Origin of the sequence: Streptosporangium vulgare (assembly GCF_042428775.1) — a bacterium.
GTDB lineage: Bacteria > Actinomycetota > Actinomycetes > Streptosporangiales > Streptosporangiaceae > Streptosporangium > Streptosporangium vulgare.
The window spans coordinates 124,940-142,316 of record NZ_JBHMBS010000011.1 but is presented as its reverse complement, the minus strand read 5'-3'; the positions used below and the strand labels follow the sequence as shown (position 1 = coordinate 142,316).

General features: G+C 70.5%; 14 protein-coding genes. 5 read left to right on the top strand and 9 right to left on the bottom strand.

Going from position 1 to position 17,377, the window contains the following annotated elements; genetic code table 11:
* The first annotated feature begins 350 nt into the window (after nt 1-350).
* Genes ACFFRH_RS23520 through ACFFRH_RS23510 form a run of 3 tightly spaced genes read left to right on the top strand, consistent with a single transcriptional unit; the run spans nt 351 to nt 4,083 of the window.
* On the top strand, nt 351-929 hold the full coding sequence (locus tag ACFFRH_RS23520; protein ID WP_344746640.1) for a 2Fe-2S iron-sulfur cluster-binding protein: 579 nt from the start codon (nt 351-353) through the stop codon (nt 927-929).
* Nucleotides 926-1,984, top strand: a complete 1,059-nt coding sequence (locus ACFFRH_RS23515; RefSeq protein WP_344746641.1) for an FAD binding domain-containing protein — start codon at nt 926-928, stop codon at nt 1,982-1,984. The genes ACFFRH_RS23520 and ACFFRH_RS23515 overlap by 4 nt, the downstream gene beginning before the upstream one ends.
* Nucleotides 1,981-4,083, top strand: a complete 2,103-nt coding sequence (locus ACFFRH_RS23510) for a xanthine dehydrogenase family protein molybdopterin-binding subunit (RefSeq protein WP_344746642.1) — start codon at nt 1,981-1,983, stop codon at nt 4,081-4,083. The genes ACFFRH_RS23515 and ACFFRH_RS23510 overlap by 4 nt, the downstream gene beginning before the upstream one ends.
* A 288-nt stretch (nt 4,084-4,371) precedes the next feature.
* Here the strand turns inward: ACFFRH_RS23510 and ACFFRH_RS23505 are convergent, their stop codons facing one another.
* The 4 genes from ACFFRH_RS23505 to ACFFRH_RS23490 all read right to left on the bottom strand — a co-directional run bounded on the left by ACFFRH_RS23505 (nt 4,372) and on the right by ACFFRH_RS23490 (nt 9,433).
* Nucleotides 4,372-5,433, bottom strand: coding sequence for a glycerophosphodiester phosphodiesterase family protein (locus ACFFRH_RS23505; RefSeq protein ID WP_344746643.1), 1,062 nt, complete (start codon nt 5,431-5,433; stop codon nt 4,372-4,374).
* A 776-nt stretch (nt 5,434-6,209) separates the two neighbouring features.
* A complete protein-coding gene (locus ACFFRH_RS23500; RefSeq protein WP_344750350.1) occupies nt 6,210-6,905 on the bottom strand; it encodes a hypothetical protein in 696 nt (231 codons plus the stop codon).
* A gap of 353 nt (nt 6,906-7,258) precedes the next feature.
* Complete coding sequence (locus ACFFRH_RS23495; RefSeq protein WP_344750349.1) at nt 7,259-8,095, bottom strand: class F sortase; 837 nt, start codon at nt 8,093-8,095, stop codon at nt 7,259-7,261.
* A 12-nt stretch (nt 8,096-8,107) separates the two neighbouring features.
* Nucleotides 8,108-9,433, bottom strand: coding sequence for a hypothetical protein (locus ACFFRH_RS23490; protein WP_344750348.1), 1,326 nt, complete (start codon nt 9,431-9,433; stop codon nt 8,108-8,110).
* Between the two features lie 379 nt (nt 9,434-9,812).
* Here ACFFRH_RS23490 and ACFFRH_RS23485 point away from each other — a divergent pair, with 379 nt between their 5' ends.
* Nucleotides 9,813-10,958, top strand: coding sequence for an acyl-CoA dehydrogenase family protein (locus ACFFRH_RS23485; RefSeq protein WP_344750347.1), 1,146 nt, complete (start codon nt 9,813-9,815; stop codon nt 10,956-10,958).
* A gap of 224 nt (nt 10,959-11,182) precedes the next feature.
* Here the strand turns inward: ACFFRH_RS23485 and ACFFRH_RS23480 are convergent, their stop codons facing one another.
* Nucleotides 11,183-11,440: a hypothetical protein gene (locus ACFFRH_RS23480; protein ID WP_344750346.1), complete on the bottom strand. Its 258-nt coding sequence runs from the start codon at nt 11,438-11,440 to the stop codon at nt 11,183-11,185.
* A 377-nt stretch (nt 11,441-11,817) separates the two neighbouring features.
* Between ACFFRH_RS23480 and ACFFRH_RS23475 the strand changes: the two genes are divergently transcribed.
* Nucleotides 11,818-11,979 carry a hypothetical protein gene (locus ACFFRH_RS23475; RefSeq protein ID WP_386159540.1) on the top strand — a complete coding sequence of 54 codons (162 nt, stop codon included), beginning with the start codon at nt 11,818-11,820 and terminating at the stop codon, nt 11,977-11,979.
* A 61-nt stretch (nt 11,980-12,040) separates the two neighbouring features.
* Here ACFFRH_RS23475 and ACFFRH_RS23470 read toward each other — a convergent pair whose 3' ends face one another.
* The 4 genes from ACFFRH_RS23470 to ACFFRH_RS23455 all read right to left on the bottom strand — a co-directional run bounded on the left by ACFFRH_RS23470 (nt 12,041) and on the right by ACFFRH_RS23455 (nt 17,292).
* Entirely contained in the window at nt 12,041-12,814 is a 774-nt protein-coding gene (locus ACFFRH_RS23470) for an alpha/beta fold hydrolase (protein WP_344750345.1), read from the bottom strand.
* 53 nt (nt 12,815-12,867) lie between these two features.
* Nucleotides 12,868-15,093 (bottom strand): ATP-binding SpoIIE family protein phosphatase, encoded by a 2,226-nt coding sequence (locus ACFFRH_RS23465; protein ID WP_344750344.1) that lies wholly within the window; start codon nt 15,091-15,093, stop codon nt 12,868-12,870.
* Between the two features lie 117 nt (nt 15,094-15,210).
* Nucleotides 15,211-15,915, bottom strand: a complete 705-nt coding sequence (locus ACFFRH_RS23460; protein WP_344750343.1) for an iron-dependent transcriptional repressor DtxR — start codon at nt 15,913-15,915, stop codon at nt 15,211-15,213.
* Nucleotides 15,916-16,074: 159 nt separating this feature from the next.
* Entirely contained in the window at nt 16,075-17,292 is a 1,218-nt protein-coding gene (locus ACFFRH_RS23455) for an MFS transporter (RefSeq protein WP_344750342.1), read from the bottom strand.
* Nucleotides 17,293-17,377 lie beyond the last annotated feature (85 nt).

The following is a 17,377-nucleotide window of genomic DNA, read 5'->3' as shown; positions in this document are numbered from 1 at the left end:
ACCGGGCTGACCGTCGCGCCGTACGGAGACCGAGCTGACCATCGCGCCGTACGGCACCGGAAGCCCGGAGCCGTCCTCACCTCCGCTCGGAAACACGCATGATCAGGGCCGCTCTCCGGGTCTCCGGGTCTCCGGGCCGGGTGGGCCGACGTGCCGATCATCGGCCGGGAGGGTGCGCGGCACCCGCTCAACGGGGCCCGCCGACGCCGGGCCGTCCGGCCGGGGCGTCGCCGGTCTTGGCGGCTTCTTGGCGCCTCGCTGATTTTCGAAGCGCCACGATTGCCGCTTCTTTTAAATTTTCAGATTAATCAGAAATCCCCCCATCGTCGGGGAATTGACAGGATAAACGCATGGCAGTCGAAGCGTTCAGCAGCGATATCACGCTGCGCATCAACGGTGCCGACCACTCCGTGTCCCTGGACAACCGGGTGACCCTCCTGGACGCGCTACGGGAGCATCTCGGACTGACCGGGACGAAGAAGGGATGCGACCACGGGCAGTGCGGGGCGTGCACGGTCCTGCTGGACGGCCGCCGGGTGAACAGTTGCCTGACACTCGCGGTCACGACCACCGGGCAGGAGATCGTCACCATCGAGGGGGTGGCCGGCCTGGCCGGCGCGAACGACCTGCACCCCCTCCAGCAGGCGTTCCTCGATCACGACGGCTTCCAGTGCGGCTACTGCACACCTGGCCAGATCTGCTCGGCCATCGGCGCGCTCGACGAGGCGGAACGGGGCTGGCCGAGCCATGTCACCGAGGACGTCGCCGCGGGCGTCGCCTCCAGCGGCGCCCTGGACGCCGAGGAGGTCCGCGAGCGGATGAGCGGCAACCTCTGCCGCTGCGGGGCGTACGCCGGGATCGTCGAGGCCGTCCTCGACGCGGCCGGCGGGGGCGTCCTCGCCGGGCGGAACCCCAGGGGCACCCGATGAGGCCCTTCACCTACGAGCGCGCCACCGACCCCGGCGCCGCCGCCACCGCCGTCCTCGACGGCACCGACGCGATGTTCCTGGCCGGCGGCACCAACCTCGTGGACCTGATGAAGCTCGGCGTGGCCAGGCCGGCGACGCTGGTGGACGTCACCCGGCTGCCGTACGACCGGATCGAGCACCGGGCCGACGGGAGCGTGCTCATCGGCTCGATGGTCCGCAACAGCGACCTGTCCGGTGACCGGGGCATCAGGGAACGTTTTCCCGCGCTCTCCCAGGCGGTGCTGGCCGGGGCCTCCGGGCAGCTGCGGTCGATGGCCACCACCGGCGGAAACCTGCTGCAGCGCACGCGCTGCCCGTACTTCCAGGACGTCACCAAGCCGTGCAACAAGCGCGAGCCGGATACCGGCTGCTCGGCGATCGGCGGCGACCACCGCGACCTGGGGGTGATCGGCACCTCGGACTCCTGCGTGGCCACCAACCCCTCCGACATGGCGGTGGCGATGGCCGCCCTCGACGCCGTGGTGCACATCAGGCTCGCGGGGGGCGACGAGCGGGCGGTGCCGCTCTCCCGCTTCTACCTGCTGCCCGGCGACACCCCCGACCGGGAGACGGTGCTGGAGCCCGGCGACCTGATCACCGGGATCGAGCTGCCCCCGCCCCCGGACGGCGCGGCGATGCTGTACCGCAAGGTCCGCGACCGCTGGTCCTACGCGTTCGCGGTGGTCTCGGTCGCGGCGGTGGTCGCGACGGAGGCCGACGGTTCGCTGCGGGAGGTCAGGCTGGCGCTGGGCGCGGTGGCCCCCGTGCCGTGGCGGGCCCGGGAGGCCGAGGGGATGCTGACCGGCCACAGTCCGACCAGGACGCTGCTGCTGGCGGCCGCGGAGGCGGAGTTCGCGGCGGCGCGTCCCCTCCCCCGGAACGAGTTCAAGATCGGGCTGGCCGGAGACCTGATCGCGGCGAGCGTCCGCGACCTCACGAAGCAGACGGGGTCCGCCGGGTCCGGGGAAGCCGACGGATTCACGGGGAACGACTTCACGTGGGAGGAGCGGGGATGACCACACTCGACAAGGTGGTGGGCGGGGCACCGGTCAGGATCGAGGGACGCGACAAGGTCACCGGCACGGCCCGCTACGCGTACGAGTACCCCGTACCGGACGCCGTCTACGTCTGGCCGGTGCAGTCCACGATCGTCCGGGGGCGGGTGCGCTCCGTCGACGGCGCCGCCGCGCTGGCCCTGCCGGGGGTGATCGCCGTGCTGGACAGCGGGAACGTCCCCCGGCTGCGTCCCGTACAGGACGCCGAGCTGGCCGTCCTGCAGTCGGCCAACGTCGCCTACCGGGGGCAGATCGTCGCGGCCGTGGTCGCGAACACCCTGGAGGGGGCCTGCGAGGCGGCGTCGGCGGTGCGCGTGGACTACGAGGAGGAGGAGTACGACGTCGTACTGGATCCCGGCAGCCCGCGGATCACCTCGCCGGAGAAGGTCAACGCGGGCTTCACGGGAACGGTCGACTGGGGTGACGCCGAGGGCGCCCTGGCGGCGGCGCCGGTCGTCGTGGACGCCGCCTACACGACCCCGACCGAGCACGCCAGCCCGATGGAACCGCACGCCACGGTCGCGTTCTGGGAGGGCGAGACCCTGACGATCTACAACGCCGACCAGGCCCCGTGGATGTCGGCGACCGCGATCGCCCAGCTGTTCGGCCTTCCCGAGAGCGCGGTGAGCGTCGTCGCGGACCACGTCGGCGGCGGTTTCGGGTCGAAGGCGGCGACCCGCCCGCCGACCGTGCTGGCGGCGCTGGCCGCCCGCGCCGTCAGACGGCCGGTCAAGGTGGCGCTGACCCGGCAGCAGATGTTCGCGCTCGTCAGCTACCGGACGCCCACCGTGCAGCGCGTACGCCTGGGAGCCGAGCGCGACGGCAGGCTGACCGCGGTGTGGCACGACGCGCTCCAGCAGAGCTCGAAGCTCGTCGAGTACACCGAGCAGACGGTCTCGCCCAGCCGCATGATGTACGCGACGCCCAACAGCCACACCGCCCACCGGCTCCTGCGGCTGGACGTGCCGAGCCCCTCGTGGATGCGCGCTCCCGGCGAGGCTCCTGGGATGTTCGCCCTGGAGTCGGCGATGGACGAGCTGGCGTACGCCCTCGGGATGGACCCCGTCCAGCTGCGGATCGCCAACGAGCCTTCGGCCGACCCCGAGTCCGGGCTCCCGTTCAGCAGCCGCAACCTGGTCGCCTGCCTGCGCGAGGGGGCGGCGCGCTTCGGCTGGGCCGGGCGCGACCCCACGCCGGGCGTCCGCGAGGACGGCCGGTGGCTCGTCGGGACCGGCGTCGCGTCGTCGACCTACCCCGTCTACACCAGGGCGTCCACCGCGGCCGCCTACGCCGAGCCCACGGGCAGGTTCGTGGTCGAGATCGCCGCGGTCGACATCGGCACCGGCGCCCGCACCGCGCTCACCCAGGTGGCCGCCGACGAGCTCGGCGTGCCGATGGACCGGGTCACGGTCAGGGTGGGCCGCAGCGCCTTCGGTCCCGCGGCGCTCGCCGGAGGGTCCATGGGCACCGCCTCCTGGAGCTGGGCGGTGAGCAAGGCCTGCCGGGCGCTGGTCAAGGACCTCGACGAGCGGTCCGGCCTGGTCCCCCCGGAGGGCCTGGGGGCATGGGCGGACACCGCCGAGGACCTCGCCGAGTGGAAGCGGTTCTCACGCCACTCGTTCGGGGCGCAGTTCGCCGAGGTCCGGGTGGACCGCGACAGCGGGCAGGTCCGTGTCGAGCGGCTGCTGGGGATCTTCGCGGCCGGCCGGATCATCAACTCCAGGACGGCTCGCTCGCAGTTCCTCGGCGGCATGACGATGGGGATCTCCATGGCCCTGCACGAGGCCCTGGAGCTGGACCCCAGGTTCGGCGACTTCGTCAACCACGACCTGGCCGGGTACCACATCGCGGCGAACGCCGACGTCCGCGGGATCGAGGCCGACTGGATCGACGAGCAGGACGACGAGCTCAACCCGGTCGGCGCCAAGGGCATCGGCGAGGTGGGGATCGTCGGCACCGCCGCGGCGATCGCCAACGCCGTCTTCCACGCGACCGGCTTCCGGCAGCGCGACCTGCCGATCACCCTTGAACGGGTACGGGCGGCCACGCGCGCCGGATGACGCGGATGACCCGGATGACGAAGGTCGCGCCGACCGGCGCGCGTCGGTTTCGCCGGTACTCGACGGCTCCGGTACTCGACGGTGCCGCGCGAGTCACCCTCTCCGCTGGGCGTCGCCCTCTCCGGTAGCGGCCGGAGCCCCGCGAGACCCGACCCGCGCGCGTCGGCCCTCGTCGGCGCCTGGCGGGGCCGCGCGAGATTCGACCGGCGCGCGTCCGGAGCCGATCCCGTACCCGTCACGGAGCCGATCCCGTACCGTCACCTCGGGCCCGGAGCCGATCCCGTACCGTCAGCCTCCGGCGCGGAGCTGATCCCGTACGGTGCGTGCCAGGCCGGGGTCGTCGGCGATCACTCCGTCCACGTTGAGCCTGCACAGGCGCTTCAGCCACCTCTTCACCTGTTCGGTGGCGCGCCCGCCGGAGGTGTCGCCCCTGAGTTCCGCCCGGAGCCGCGCGGCGAGCTTGCGAACCGTCGTGGCGTGGACCAGGAGCCCTTCCCGCTGGGCGTTCCTGACAAGCTCGACCGGCGACACCGGTCTCCCGTCGAGCCCTCCGGGATCGCCGGGACCGATCCGCTTGGTGACCAGCCCGATGCCGTCGGCGTACTTGGCGATCTCCCGCAGCCCCTCCGGGGTGACCATGTCGTCGTAGGTGAGGGGGTCACCGGCGCTCGCGAGGTCGTACGGGGCGCCGGTCGCGCCGACGAACTGGATGAGCCGCAGCCGCGTGAGGGGACGCAGCCGTTTGAGGTTCCCGGTCTCGAAGGACTGGATGAAGGCCGGGTCCCGCTCGTCGTCCCAGCCGTACCGCGCGAAGGTCTCCAGCAGCGGCTCCTCCAGCGGCAGCCCGATCGAGGCGAAGTAGGTGGGGAACTTGGTCTCTGCGTAGACGCCCACCCCGTGCTCCTGCGCGAGCTGGACCACCTCGTCGAGCGTCGGGATACGCTCTGTCCCGTCGTACGCGGTGTTCTCCCGCCGTTCCTTGGGGAAACGCTCCCTGGCGCGCAGGGTGCGCAGTTCCTCCAGGGTGAAGTCCTCGGTGAACCAGCCGGTGTGCCGGATGCCGTTGATGATTTTGGACGTCCTGCGGTCGGCGAACTCGGGATGCCTGGCGACGTCGGTGGTCGCCGAGAGCTCGTTCTCGTGCCGGGCGACCAGCACGTGATCCTTGGTCGAGACGAGATCGGGCTCGATGTAGTCGGCGCCCATCGAGATGGCGACCGTGTAGGCGAGAAGCGTGTGCTCGGGCCGGAACGCGCTGGCCCCACGGTGCGCGATGACGATCGGCGCGACCTCGTGGCGGCCGAAATGCCGGGCCTCGGGGTTCACGGAGTGCCGGGACGTGGAACTCACGGAGCGCCCGTCCGTGGAGGTCGCGGACCGTCCGTCCGTGGAGGCCGCGTGCCGCTTGGCCGTCGAATCACCGGATCGTCCGTCCGCGGGGCTCACGGATCGCGTGCCCGTCGAATCGGCGTGGTGAAGGGCGCCGATCGCGGCGATCCCTATGAATACGGCCAGCACACCGGCCCGCACCCTGCTCACCTGTGTACACCCCTCGCTCTGGTTCAGCGGGGGAGACACATTCGCATAAACGGCTATACCCGGACCGGACATGCGATTAACGATCAGAAGCGATTCTGACTGAGATAACACCACATGACCGTCTCCTGGGACATTTCCCTGGAGACGGCCTAGCGTCACCGATCACAAAAAAGAGTGAGCGACCAGTCGCTCACTCTTGCGTGCGGAGAAGGGAAACCGAATCAACGGGCGGTCACACACCCCCTGTTTCCGGCCCCGGCCCCGCATCCCCCGCACCGGCATCAGACGGCTCACCTGCACATAAGGGCCTCGGCGGCATACCAGCACTCGACAGGTCCCAGCCCGCCTGACGGGCACCGCAACCGGCTCCCGGCGACGGCAGGGGACCTCGGATCACCGTCCGCGCCCGCCCCGCCCCTCGCCCGACCGGCTCTGCCCGCGCCTGTGCCCGTTGTCGGTGTCCGTTGTCGGTGTCCGTTGTCGGTGTCCGTTACTGGTGTCCGTTACCGGTTTCCGTGCCGGTGACGATGGTGTCGCACGCCGTTCCTGGCCCATGCCGGCCGCGCGGACTCCCGATTCCGGTGGCGTCAGGCGTCGGACCCGTGCCGTCCGAACCCGTGGCCCCCGTACCATCCGGTCTCCGGGCCTCTCCGCCCGAACCCCCGCCCCTCGGCGCGCTCGCCACCCGGAGCACCCCGCCTGAACCCGTACTCCTCCTCGTAGTGCCCGAACCTCGAACCCTCCGGCCGTCCGAACTCCCGGTCCCCCGGACGCCCGGGCTCCCACCCGCCGCGCTCTTCCGGCCCGTCTCCCCCGTACCGTTCGAACGCCGGATCTCCCGGCCGCTCGCGGTCCCAGTGGTCATCGCTCCCGGTGTCCGAACCTCGCCGCTCGGAGTCCCGGCCCCTGGGGCGCCCGAACCTCCATCTCTCGCCGCGCTCGCCACCCGGATCCCGCCGCCAGAACCCGCGGTTCCCGTGTCGTCCCCACCCCGGATAGCGCCGGGCCTCCCTGGCCCGGTGCCGCCCGCGGTCCGAATGCCTCGGACGCCCGAGTCCCCAGTTTCCCCTGCGCTCGATCCTCGTCTCCGAGCGCTGGGCCGTCCGTCCCCCGTTGCCCCAGTTCTTGGTCGTCCAGCCCCCGGCGTGCTTCTGCGTCGAGTGCGCGGGACGCTTGGCACCCCAGCCCGTTGATCGATCGTGCCCCGACTTCGGGTGCTGGACCGCGCCGAGAGCGGCCACCCCTATGAGTACGGCTACGACCCCGGCCCGCACGATGCTCACCTGGGCACACCCCCGCCTTCTGATCGTTCGGGGGGTTCTTTCCTGTTGAACAACTCCCTACCCGGATTACCGGGGAGGCTAACGATCGGAGGAGTGCGGCGAAGGGGCCGTGACCTGCGGATTCCGCGAGCACCGCACCGGCTCGCGGACCAGGCCGCGCGGTGCGGTCAGGCGATGCGGCCAGGTCGGCGCGATGCGGTCAAGCCGATGCGGTCAGTGCGGTGCGGTCGGAGGCAGTGCGGTCGGGCCGCGCGGCGCGGTGCGGTCGCCGCGCGGCGCGGTGCGGTCGCCGCGCGGCGCGGTCGGGTGGTGCGGCGCGGTCGGGCGGCGCGGTGCGGTGCGGTGCGGTGCGGTCAGACGCGACGGGTCTTCGACAGGGTCGCGTAGACGATGATGTTGTCGGTGTAGTGACCGGTCTTGCCGTTGTAGACACCACCGCAGGTGATCAGCCGCAGGGTCGCCTCACCCGTGTTGCCGTAGACCCGCTTCGACGGGAAGGCCGCCTTGCTGACCTGCTCCACCCCGTCGACCGTGAACTCCGCGATGGTCCCGTCCGACCGGGAGACCTTGATCTTGTCCCCGCGCTTGATCTCCTTCAGCCTGCTGAAGACGGCGGCGCCCTTCTTGGTGTTCACGTGTCCGAGAACCACCGAGGGACCCTGCTGCCCGGGGATCGGGCCGTGCTTGTACCAGCCCGCCTGGTTGGGCCTGCTCAGCGGAGGTGTCTGGATCTCCCGCTTGGAGTCGACGCTGAGCGCCATCAGCGGGGCCAGCACGCCGATCTTCGGGATGGCCAGCCGCCGCGGCTTCACACCGTCGCTCTTCAACGGCTCCGGAGGCATGACCACCGGCAGCGGCGGTGCCGCCGTGGGCGCGGCGGCCGTCAGAGGAGCGTCCAGGCCACCCGGCCCCACCGAGGACGGCGTCACTCCCAGGGGCTGCTGACCGGCGGCCGGGACCTCCTGGATCTGGACGTTGCCGTCCGCCGCCTGCGGCACGGGCGGGCCGTACGGCGCGTCGTCCTCCATCGCCGGGGACAGGTACGCGAGCAGACCCGCCATGATCACGGCCACCCCACCGAGCGACCCGGCCACGAGGAGCCCGGCCATCAGCATGCTCCCCTTGGGCTTGGGAGCCGGGCCCCGCCCCTGGTAGGGGTCGGGACCGCCCTGCACGGGTCCTTGGTACATCCGGCGCCTCCTTCAGCTGTCCCGCTGGCCACGCGCGTGTGCCGCCCGCCGCCTCATCAAGACCACACCGCCCAGCGCGCTTCCCGTCACCATCGCCGTGCCCGCGCCGAGAAGTCCCAGCCCGGAGCCTCCCTCCGGAGCCTCACCGGTCTGCGCCCCGCCGCTGGGCGTGATGATCACCTGCGGCGCGGTGGGGGTGGGCCTGGTGGGGGTGACGGTGGCGGTCACGGTCAGGGTCGGCTTGGGCGTCGAGGTGGTCGTGCTCCTGGTGGTGCTGTTCGTCCCGTCCGACTGGTGGTTGTTCTGGCTACCGGTCGGGGTCGGGGTGATCGTAGGCGTGGGGGTGATCGTGGGAGTGACGGTGGGGGTGACAGTGGGAGAGGGGTCCGGGGAGCCGGTGATCGTCGGACTGGGCGAGCCGGATCCGCCCGGCTCGGAGATGGTGACGTTCACCGAGACCGGCGCGCTGACGAGCGTGCAGGTGGCCCTGTAGTCGGCCGGCGGGTTCGCCAGCTCCCTGGTGATCACCCGGAAGGCGTCGACCTGCGCGAACTTTCCGGCCTGCAGGTTCGTGACCTGGAGGGTGTGCTCGCCGTACTTGAGGCCGTTGAACCTCCACAGCGTGAGCCCGCCCTGGTGTGCGGCGTTCGTCGGCGTGCCGTCGGGGTTCTTCGAGGCGTCGACGGAGGACGGGGTGGCGTCAAAGCCGTCGATCTTGAACCCGACCTGCCCCGCCTCCGTGCTGCGCCGGGCGATGTACTCGATCCCGGTGCCGGTGAACGTGAAGGTGGCGAAGGAGTTGACCTTGTCCGTGCGGTGCAGGTCACGGCCGTGGTCGCCGATGCTCAGCGGCTCGTCGTTCAGCTCGTACCAGTCGCCCGCCCCGTGGTACCCCACGCGGGGATTGCCGTTGTCGTCCTTCTCGTCGTTGTTGACCACGACCTCGCCGGCCGGAGGCATGAAGTCCACGAACAGCTTCCGGGGACTGACGTTGACCGTGCCCGCCCTGTCGGTGTGGGCGAAGTCGGAGATCCCCTCGGGGAGCTTCAGGATCTTCCCCGGCTGCAGCTTGCCCGGCTGGTCGACGGAGCCCTTCGGCTGGAGGACGCCGACCCAGCTCCCGGAGAGCTGCACGTTCCCGGTGACCAGGACCTTGCCCCCCGGGCCGAAGTAACCCGGCGAGCCGAACCTGGCCGGGTCGCCGTTCTTGTAGTTGAGGTCCCAGCCGATGTTGAGCGGCTGCCCGACCGTGAGCGTGGTCGGAATCGACACCTTGGTCCGGAGGTTGACCACGCTGCTGCCGAGGGCGATCCCCCCCGTACAGCTGTAGTCGACCACGAGTTCGGCATTGCTGGCACCGGACGCACCGGTGGGCAGCGCGACCAGCGCACCGCCGAAAAGGCACAGGGCTGAAACCGCGAGAGACCTACGGAGCCCAGATCGCCACCGAACCACCACACACTCCGATCACGAAGGCTGCCGTCAACGGGCATACCCATAGCACACCGAGGGTAGATCGTACGGTTTCTACCGTCTTCGCCGCAGCGAGATCGCGGGTGGATCCGAAGACCGTGGCGCACTTGTGATCTGGATGTACCTCTACATACCTTCGCAAGTCGACGGACGCACCCGGGGTCCGGCTGTACCTGCTGGTAACAGAATCGTATTCTGTGTCACGAGCCGTCACGAGTCGCCACGAGTCCCCAGGAGGCACACCATGCAGCGAGACCTCTTCGAGGAGGAGCACCAGCTCTTCCGAGAGACCGTGCGCGAGTTCCTGGCCCGCGAGGTGGCGCCCCACCACGACCAGTGGGAGAAGGACGGCATCGTCCCCCGCGAGGTGTGGAAGAAGGCCGGAGAGATCGGGATGTTCGGCTTCGGGGTCCCCGAGGAGTTCGGCGGAGCCGGGATCACGGACTTCCGCTACAACGCGGTGATCGTCGAGGAGGTCATCGCGATCGGCGCGTCCGGCCTGGGCTACTCGCTGCACAACGACGTGATGGCGCCGTACTTCGTGGACCTCACCAACGACGAGCAGAAGGCCCGCTGGCTGCCCGGGTTCACCTCCGGTGAGCTGATCACGGCCGTCGCGATGAGCGAGCCGGGCGCGGGCAGCGACCTGCAGGGCATCAGGACGACCGCCGTACGCGAGGGCGACCACTACGTGCTCAACGGCCAGAAGACCTTCATCACCAACGGCATCAACTCCGACCTGGTCGTCACGGTCGCGAAGACCGACCCGGCGGCGGGTGCCCGGGGGATCTCGCTGCTCGTCGTCGAGCGGGGCATGGAGGGCTTCAGCCGGGGTCGCAACCTGGAGAAGATCGGCATGCACGCCCAGGACACGGCGGAGCTGTTCTTCGACAACGTCAGGGTCCCCGCGGCCAACCTGCTGGGCCCCGAGGAGGGGCAGGGCTTCTTCCAGCTCATGGCCAACCTGCCGCAGGAGCGCCTGTCGATCGCGGTGATGGCCGTCGCGGCGGCGGAGACGGTCCTGCGGACGACCATCGAGTACTGCAAGAGCCGCACCGCCTTCGGCCGGAACATCGGCAGCTTCCAGAACACCCGGTTCGTGCTGGCCGAGCTGGACACCGAGGTGGACATCGCCCGCCTCTACGTGGACAGGTGCATCCTGGCCCTCAACGCCGGGGAACTCACCGCCGTGGACGCCGCCAAGGCGAAGTGGTGGACCACGGAGCTGCAGACCAAGGTCATCGACCGCTGTCTCCAGCTGCACGGCGGCTACGGCTACATGATGGAGTACCCCGTGGCCAAGGCCTGGGTCGACAGCCGCGTCCAGACCATCTACGGCGGCACCACCGAGATCATGAAGGAGATCATCGGCCGCTCCTTCGGCTTCTGAGAAGCGCGTCGGCTTCCGAGACACGCACCGGCTCCCGAGAGACACGCCCCCCTGGGACACGCTGACTTCCGGAGAACACGGGACACACCGGCCTCCGGAGAACACGCGCGCCGCCCGAGGAGACTCCCCCAGCGAGGAGACGCGCACCGGCTTCGGGACGCCCTACGGGAAACCGCCGCCCGCGCACCCGCGGGACAGCGGTTCCCGGTGATCGGCCGGGGCCGTCACTTCTCGCTGATGTCCTCGATCTGGACGGCCACCCCGTCCTTGATCGTCACCGTGGCGAAGAAGGCGCCCCCCTTCTTGATCGCCGCCTGCAGCTGCTCCACCGAGCAGCTGTAAGGGGCGCTCCCCTCCTTGCAGACCAGCCCCCGCGCGTCACGCACGACCGTGAACGGCAGCAGGAGGGCCTTCACCTCCTGGTCGCTCTCGGAGGTCACGGTGATCCCGTCGGCCCCGCGCAGGGCGATCTTCCCGTTCACCGTGGCGTCGACGCCCCGGCCCCCGGGAACGCTTATGGACGGCGACGCCGTGACGCTCGCGGAGGCGGAAACGGACGGAGAGGGCGAGGGGGACCCGGAAGGAGACGGGGAGAGGCTGGCGGAGGCCGCGGCGGACGGGGTGGCGGTCACCGTAACGGTGGCGATCGCCGACGTGCCGGACGGCCCGGGTGCGCCGCCCCCGCCCGAACATGCGGAGAGGCCTGCGCCCAGAGCTGCCACCAGCAGGGCACGCGTTGTCTTCGATGTTCTGTTCACGAGAGGTAACGATCCCATGGGTTGGGGATTGCCTTCACCGGCCGCACGGGCGGCCCCGCCGACGCATACTGGTCAGCGGAGACTCCCCCGAGGTGGTGACGATGGACAGCGGGCTGATTCTGCTGATCTTCCTGGCGTTCCTGTTCGCCTGGGGCCTGAACCGGGTGCGCCGCGCCCTCCGGTTCGGCCCGGTCGCCTATCTGGGCGTCATGGTCGCGTTCGTCATCGCGATGCTCGCCGTCTGGGGACAGACCATCCGCTGACCCTCTTCGCCGGGGACGTCCCGAAGCCGGGCGGGCCGTCCCGGGACCGTACCGGCGGCCCCTACCGGGAAGCCTCCAGCAGCACGCTCGCGACCAGCTCCGGGTCGTCGGTCATCGGCAGGTGCCCGCAGCCCTTGAGCAGCTTCACCCGCTGCCCCGACCACCTGGCCGCCCGGATGGCCTGCCGGCGCGGGAGCAGCCGGTCGTGCTCACCCCAGGCGATCGTGACCGGCGCCTTCGGCGGCGCGGGAGGCATCAGCCCCGCGAACGAGGCGAGGGTCTCGTCGAAACCGGAGGAGTCCCCCAGCGACTGGAGGGCGGCGAGCAGCGCCTCGGGCGTGAACCGCACCGGATGGGCGACCATGACTCCGGCGCAGAGGATGCGGCCCAGCGGATCCTCGGCGAGGGCGGCGGCCCGTCCCGGGGGAAGGCGGTGGGCGAAGATCCTGAGGGCGCGGAGGACGGCTCGCGTGTACGCGAGCTCGCTGCGGTTCCAGAACCCGGCGGGAGAGAACGCGGTGGCCGAGCGGACCACCCCGCGCGAGGCGAGTTCGAGGGCGACGTAACCCCCCAGGGAGCTGCCCGCCACGTGAGGGTCGCGCAGGCCGAGCACCGTGAAGAAGGACTCGATCGCGTCCGCCAGGCTTTCCGCCGTGTACGGCGTGCCGGGCGGCAGCGGCGGCGAGACGCCGAAACCGGGGAAGTCTACGGCGATCACGTCCCGCTCGGCGGCGAGCCTGTCAAGCACTGGCAGCCATGCCTGCCAGTGATGCCCGATGCCGTGCAACAGGACCAGCGGGGAACCCGTCCCGCGCCGTTCGAACGCCAGCTCCATGCCTCCGAGTCAACCACCGATCGGGGACGTGTTCCAGCTCTGCCGCGGGTGGCTCAGCGCGACCTGGTGGGGATCTCGAACCAGACGGCCTTGCCCTCCTTGGTGGGGCGGGAACCCCAGCGCTTGGCGAGCTGGTCGACGAGGTAGAGACCCCGCCCGCCCTCGTCGTTCTCCCCCGCGCTGCGGATGCGCGGCAGCCGGAGATCCTGGTCGAAGACCTCGACCCAGACGGACTCCCCGCCCCGGCGGAGCCTGAGCGTGAACTCCTTCTCGTTGACGATCTCGTCTTCGAAGCCGGGGACGTCCCAGGACTCGTCGAACGGCAGCGGAGGGCCGTCCATCGTCAGCTCCCTGCGCGGGATGCTGGCGCTGGCGGCGTGCAGCACGACGTTGGTGACGACCTCGGAGACCAGCAGGCAGGCGAGCTCGGCCCGCTCCTCGGGGACGTTCCAGCCGACGAACGCCTCGGAGGCCATCCGGCGCGCCTCCCCGACCATGATCGGCTGGGCGGGGAAGGTGCGCTCCTCGACGGCGAGGTCCTCGGAGGCGGACCTGAGCACGAGGATGGCCATGTCGTCGTCGATCTCGCCGGGCACCGCGACGGTGGCGGCGTCGGCGATGCGCTCGACGGAGGCGTCACTGATCTCGATGAGCTTGCCGCAGAGCTGCGCCAGCGTCTCCTCGACGTTGGGCGGCCTGCCGTCGGCGTCGCGGATGGGGCGACGATCGACGAGCCCGTCGGTGTAGAGGAGCAGCGCGGCCCCGGGGGGCAGCGTCCGCGTCTCCTCCTTGTAGACCAGGTCGGCGTGCATGCCCTTGGCCCGCACCCCCAGCGGCTGGCCGACCTCGTGGATGTCGAGCTCGGTACAGGTGTCGCCGATGAGCAGCAACGGAGGGGCGTGACCGGCGTTGGCGAACGACAGCTGCCGTGACCAGGCGTCGTAGACCAGGTACTGGCAGGTGACGATGGGCGGGACGCTGATGTCGGTGCCGCTCTCGTCCTGCTCGGGGGTGGCGATGATGCGGGTCCACTCGTCGAGCCTGGCGAGGATCTCCGCGGGCGGCTTGTCGTCCTGGGCGAAGGCCCGCAGGGCCGCCCGCAGCTGCCCCATCACCGCCGCGGCCTTCGCGCCCCTGCCCTCGACGTCGCCGATGACGATGCCGACCCGGCCCGCCGACAGCGGGATGACGTCGTACCAGTCACCGCCGACCTGGGTCTGGATGCCCTGCCCGTGGCTGGCCAGGGGTGCCGCCGGGTAGTAGCGGACCGCGATGTCCAGCCCGTCGAGCTGGGGCAGCTCGCGGGGCAGCAGGTGCTTCTGGAAGGACTCCGCGGTGTGCCGCTCCTCCTCGAACAGCAGGGCGTTGTCGACGGCGAGCGCGACCCGGGTGGCGATGGCCCCCACGAAGTCGCGGTCGAAGGCGTCGTAGTGCGGGCTGCGCCGGTCGGTCAGGTTGGACAGCCCCAGGTACATCAGCCCGAGGGTCTCGCCGCGCACGCACAGCGGCGCGACGATCGCCGAGGTCATGCCGATCTCCGCGGCGAGGCGGGTGTTGGCCTCGCCCGGGCTGGGATAGCTGGTCTGGGAGAAGTCCTCGACGAGGATCGTCTCCTGGCGGCGCAGCGCGATCTCGGCGTAGTGACCCACGGGGTAGCGGATCTCCGCCCCGAGCGGTGCCCAGGTGTTGGGCGGCGGGCTCCAGCCCTGGACGTGGGTGGAGACCCTGCGGGTCAGCCGCCCCTCCTCCATCAGCTCGATGAAGCAGTGGTCGGCGAACTGCGGGACGAGCATCTCGGCGACGCGCTTGAGCGTCTCCTCGACGTAGAGCGATCCGGCGAGGCGCTCGCCGATCCGCTCCAGCAGGCCGAAGCGGTCCTTCTCCCGCTCGTTGCTGCGCATCGCCTCGCGGGCGGTGATGACGATGCCCGTCACCGCTCCCGAGGGATGCCGCAGCGGCACGGCCTGTGCCCGTACGTAGATGATCGTCCCGTCCCCGCGCCTGACGTCGAACGTGCCCTCCCAGACGCCGCCCTTGAGGACGTGCTTGGAGAGCTCGACAGCGAGCGGGTGATCCTTCTCCATGATGCCCAGGGAGAGGGACTGGTCACGGGGCCCCGATGTGCCGGGGCGCCCGAACAGCCTTTCCGCGAACGGGTTCCAGTAGAGAAGATTGCTGAACCTGTCGGTGACGACCACCGCCATCTCAGCGTGATCCAGGACGGAACCAGCCGTAAGGTGGTCGGCGGCGTCCTGGGAAACATCCCCCCACCGCTTCATCCGGTGACCGCCCGTCGTGGGCGGGTGTGTGCAAAGCGAACCACGGTTGCTCCTGCAGTCTCGGCCTGGGAGCGGAGGGACTCCCGAACGGGATCCAACCGAGCTAAGGGGCCTCGGTCAGCGAGTGGAGACGAAAACGTGCGCGGCAATCTCTCGCGGGAGATCCGCAAGAAAATTGTCCGCCTCGTCGTCACCTGTCACCCGCACACCGTCGTCGCTCGCCGCGAGCGTCACCTCGCGTCCGGGTTGTATCCCAACTTGCTTGAGTTTAAGCATCACAGCCGGATCGCTTTGCACTTGTTCGCTAATTCGCCGCACGACAACGGGTATATCTCTGGGTCCGGCCATCGCCGCCATCGACGGCAGCGACTCCGGCCTTCCGCCGGGAGCGCCGACGACGCCGAGTTCCTCGAGGCCGGGTATCGGATTGCCGTGCGGATCCTCGGTGGGATTGTTGAGCAGGCTGACGAGCCTGGACTCCACGGACTCGGACATGACGTGCTCCCAGCGGCACGCCTCGACGTGCACCTCTTCCCAGGGCAGCCCGATGACCTGGGTGAGCAGGCACTCGGCGAGGCGGTGCTTGCGCATGACCCGGGTCGCGAGCGTGCGCCCCAGGTCGGTCATGGTCAGGTGGCGGTCGCCCTCGACGCGGACCAGGCCGTCGCGCTCCATCCTGGCGACCGTCTGGCTGACGGTCGGGCCGCTCTGCTGGAGGCGCTCGGCGATGCGCGCGCGCAGAGGGACGATGCCCTCCTCCTCCAGCTCGAAGATCGTACGAAGGTACATCTCCGTCGTGTCGATCAGGCCGTGTGCGGTCAAGGTTCCTCCCGTCCTCTCTCGATGCTACGTCCATCGCGCGGTGTTCCCGGGAGGGCGGCGCGGGACCTCGGAAGTTTGAGAAGACGACCCTATTGGGAGAACAGCCCACGATGACAAAGGACGGCAACGCCCGAGGACGCCAAATCCTTCCCTAGCTGCTCAAACGCTACGCGTGAGCGGGCGATATTTTCTGAAGGCCGGGACGGCCAGCCCCACCGCGAGCACGGCCACCGCGCAGGCGATCCCGCCGCCCACCCAGGCGCCGGTGGCGCCGAACCACGAGGCGGTGGCCCCCGCCCGCAGATCCCCCAGCCTCGGTCCTCCCGCGACGACCACCAGGAAGACCCCCTGCATCCTCCCCCGCATGTCGTCGGGCGCGTGGGTCTGCAGGATCGTCTGCCGCCACACCGCGGAGATCAGGTCGGCGGCCCCGCCGAACGCCAGCAGGACGACCATCAGCCACAGCTGGCCGGCGAGCCCGGCCGCGGCGACGGTGAGCCCCCAGGCGGCGATCACGTACGTGATCGCCAGTCCCTGGCGCCGGACCCGTCCCACCCAGCCCGAGAGCAGGCCGCCGAGCACCGAGCCGATGGCGATGCTCGCCGACAGCCAGCCGAACGCGATCGGGGAGCCGCCGAACCGTTCGGCCACGATCTCCGGGAACAGCGCCCTGGGCAGCGCGAACGCCATGGCGATGAGATCGACGGCGAACGACATCAGCACGACCGGGTGCCCGGAGACGTAGCGCAGGCCGTCCACGACCGATCGCAGCCCCGGGCGGGTCACCTCGCCGATCGGTTCGAGCCTCGGCAGCCGCACCGCGGCGTGGAAACCGGCGCCGAACAGCACCGCGTCGATCAGGTAGGCGGTGGCGAAGCCGCTCTGGGCGAGCACGATCCCGCCGACCAGGGGCCCGATGACGGTGCCGAGGCCGCCCACCAGGTAGTTGAGGGTGTTGGCCGCGGGGATCAGGTCGGCGGGGACCAGCCTGGGCATGATCGCGCCCCTGGTCGGCCCGGTGATGGCGAACCCGGTGGCGTGCACGGCCACGGTGGCCAGCAGCAGGCCGACGCTCGTCGAGCCCAGGGCGGACTGGACCAGGAGCGCGAGCGTCCCCGACCAGGCGATCAGCGCGCCGATGATGAGGAGCCTGCGCCGGTCGACCGCGTCGGCGATCGCGCCGCCCCACAGCCCGAAGACGACCAGGGGGATCAGGTTGGCGGGGCCGAGCATGCCGACCCAGAAGGACGACTCCGTGATGTCGTAGATCTGGGCGCTGACGGCCACGGAGGTGAGCTGGAATCCGATGAACGACACGCCCTGACCGGCCCAGAGCCGCCGGTAGGCGGGGATGGCGAGAGGGCGCGTATCAGCCACATGCCTACGGACGAAGTCCCCGAAACCCACCCCGTTACCTCTCTACCTGACATAAATGGATATATCAGTAAAGGGAGGGCAAGGT

Coding starts and splice junctions, on each gene's coding strand:
- ACFFRH_RS23520 (WP_344746640.1), top strand. CDS start 351: ATGGCAGTCGAAGCGTTCAGCAGCGATATCACGCTGCGCATCAACGGT.
- ACFFRH_RS23515 (WP_344746641.1), top strand. CDS start 926: ATGAGGCCCTTCACCTACGAGCGCGCCACCGACCCCGGCGCCGCCGCC.
- ACFFRH_RS23510 (WP_344746642.1), top strand. CDS start 1,981: ATGACCACACTCGACAAGGTGGTGGGCGGGGCACCGGTCAGGATCGAG.
- ACFFRH_RS23495 (WP_344750349.1), bottom strand. CDS start 8,095: ATGTACCAAGGACCCGTGCAGGGCGGTCCCGACCCCTACCAGGGGCGG.
- ACFFRH_RS23485 (WP_344750347.1), top strand. CDS start 9,813: ATGCAGCGAGACCTCTTCGAGGAGGAGCACCAGCTCTTCCGAGAGACC.
- ACFFRH_RS23475 (WP_386159540.1), top strand. CDS start 11,818: ATGGACAGCGGGCTGATTCTGCTGATCTTCCTGGCGTTCCTGTTCGCC.
- ACFFRH_RS23470 (WP_344750345.1), bottom strand. CDS start 12,814: ATGGAGCTGGCGTTCGAACGGCGCGGGACGGGTTCCCCGCTGGTCCTG.
- ACFFRH_RS23465 (WP_344750344.1), bottom strand. CDS start 15,093: ATGAAGCGGTGGGGGGATGTTTCCCAGGACGCCGCCGACCACCTTACG.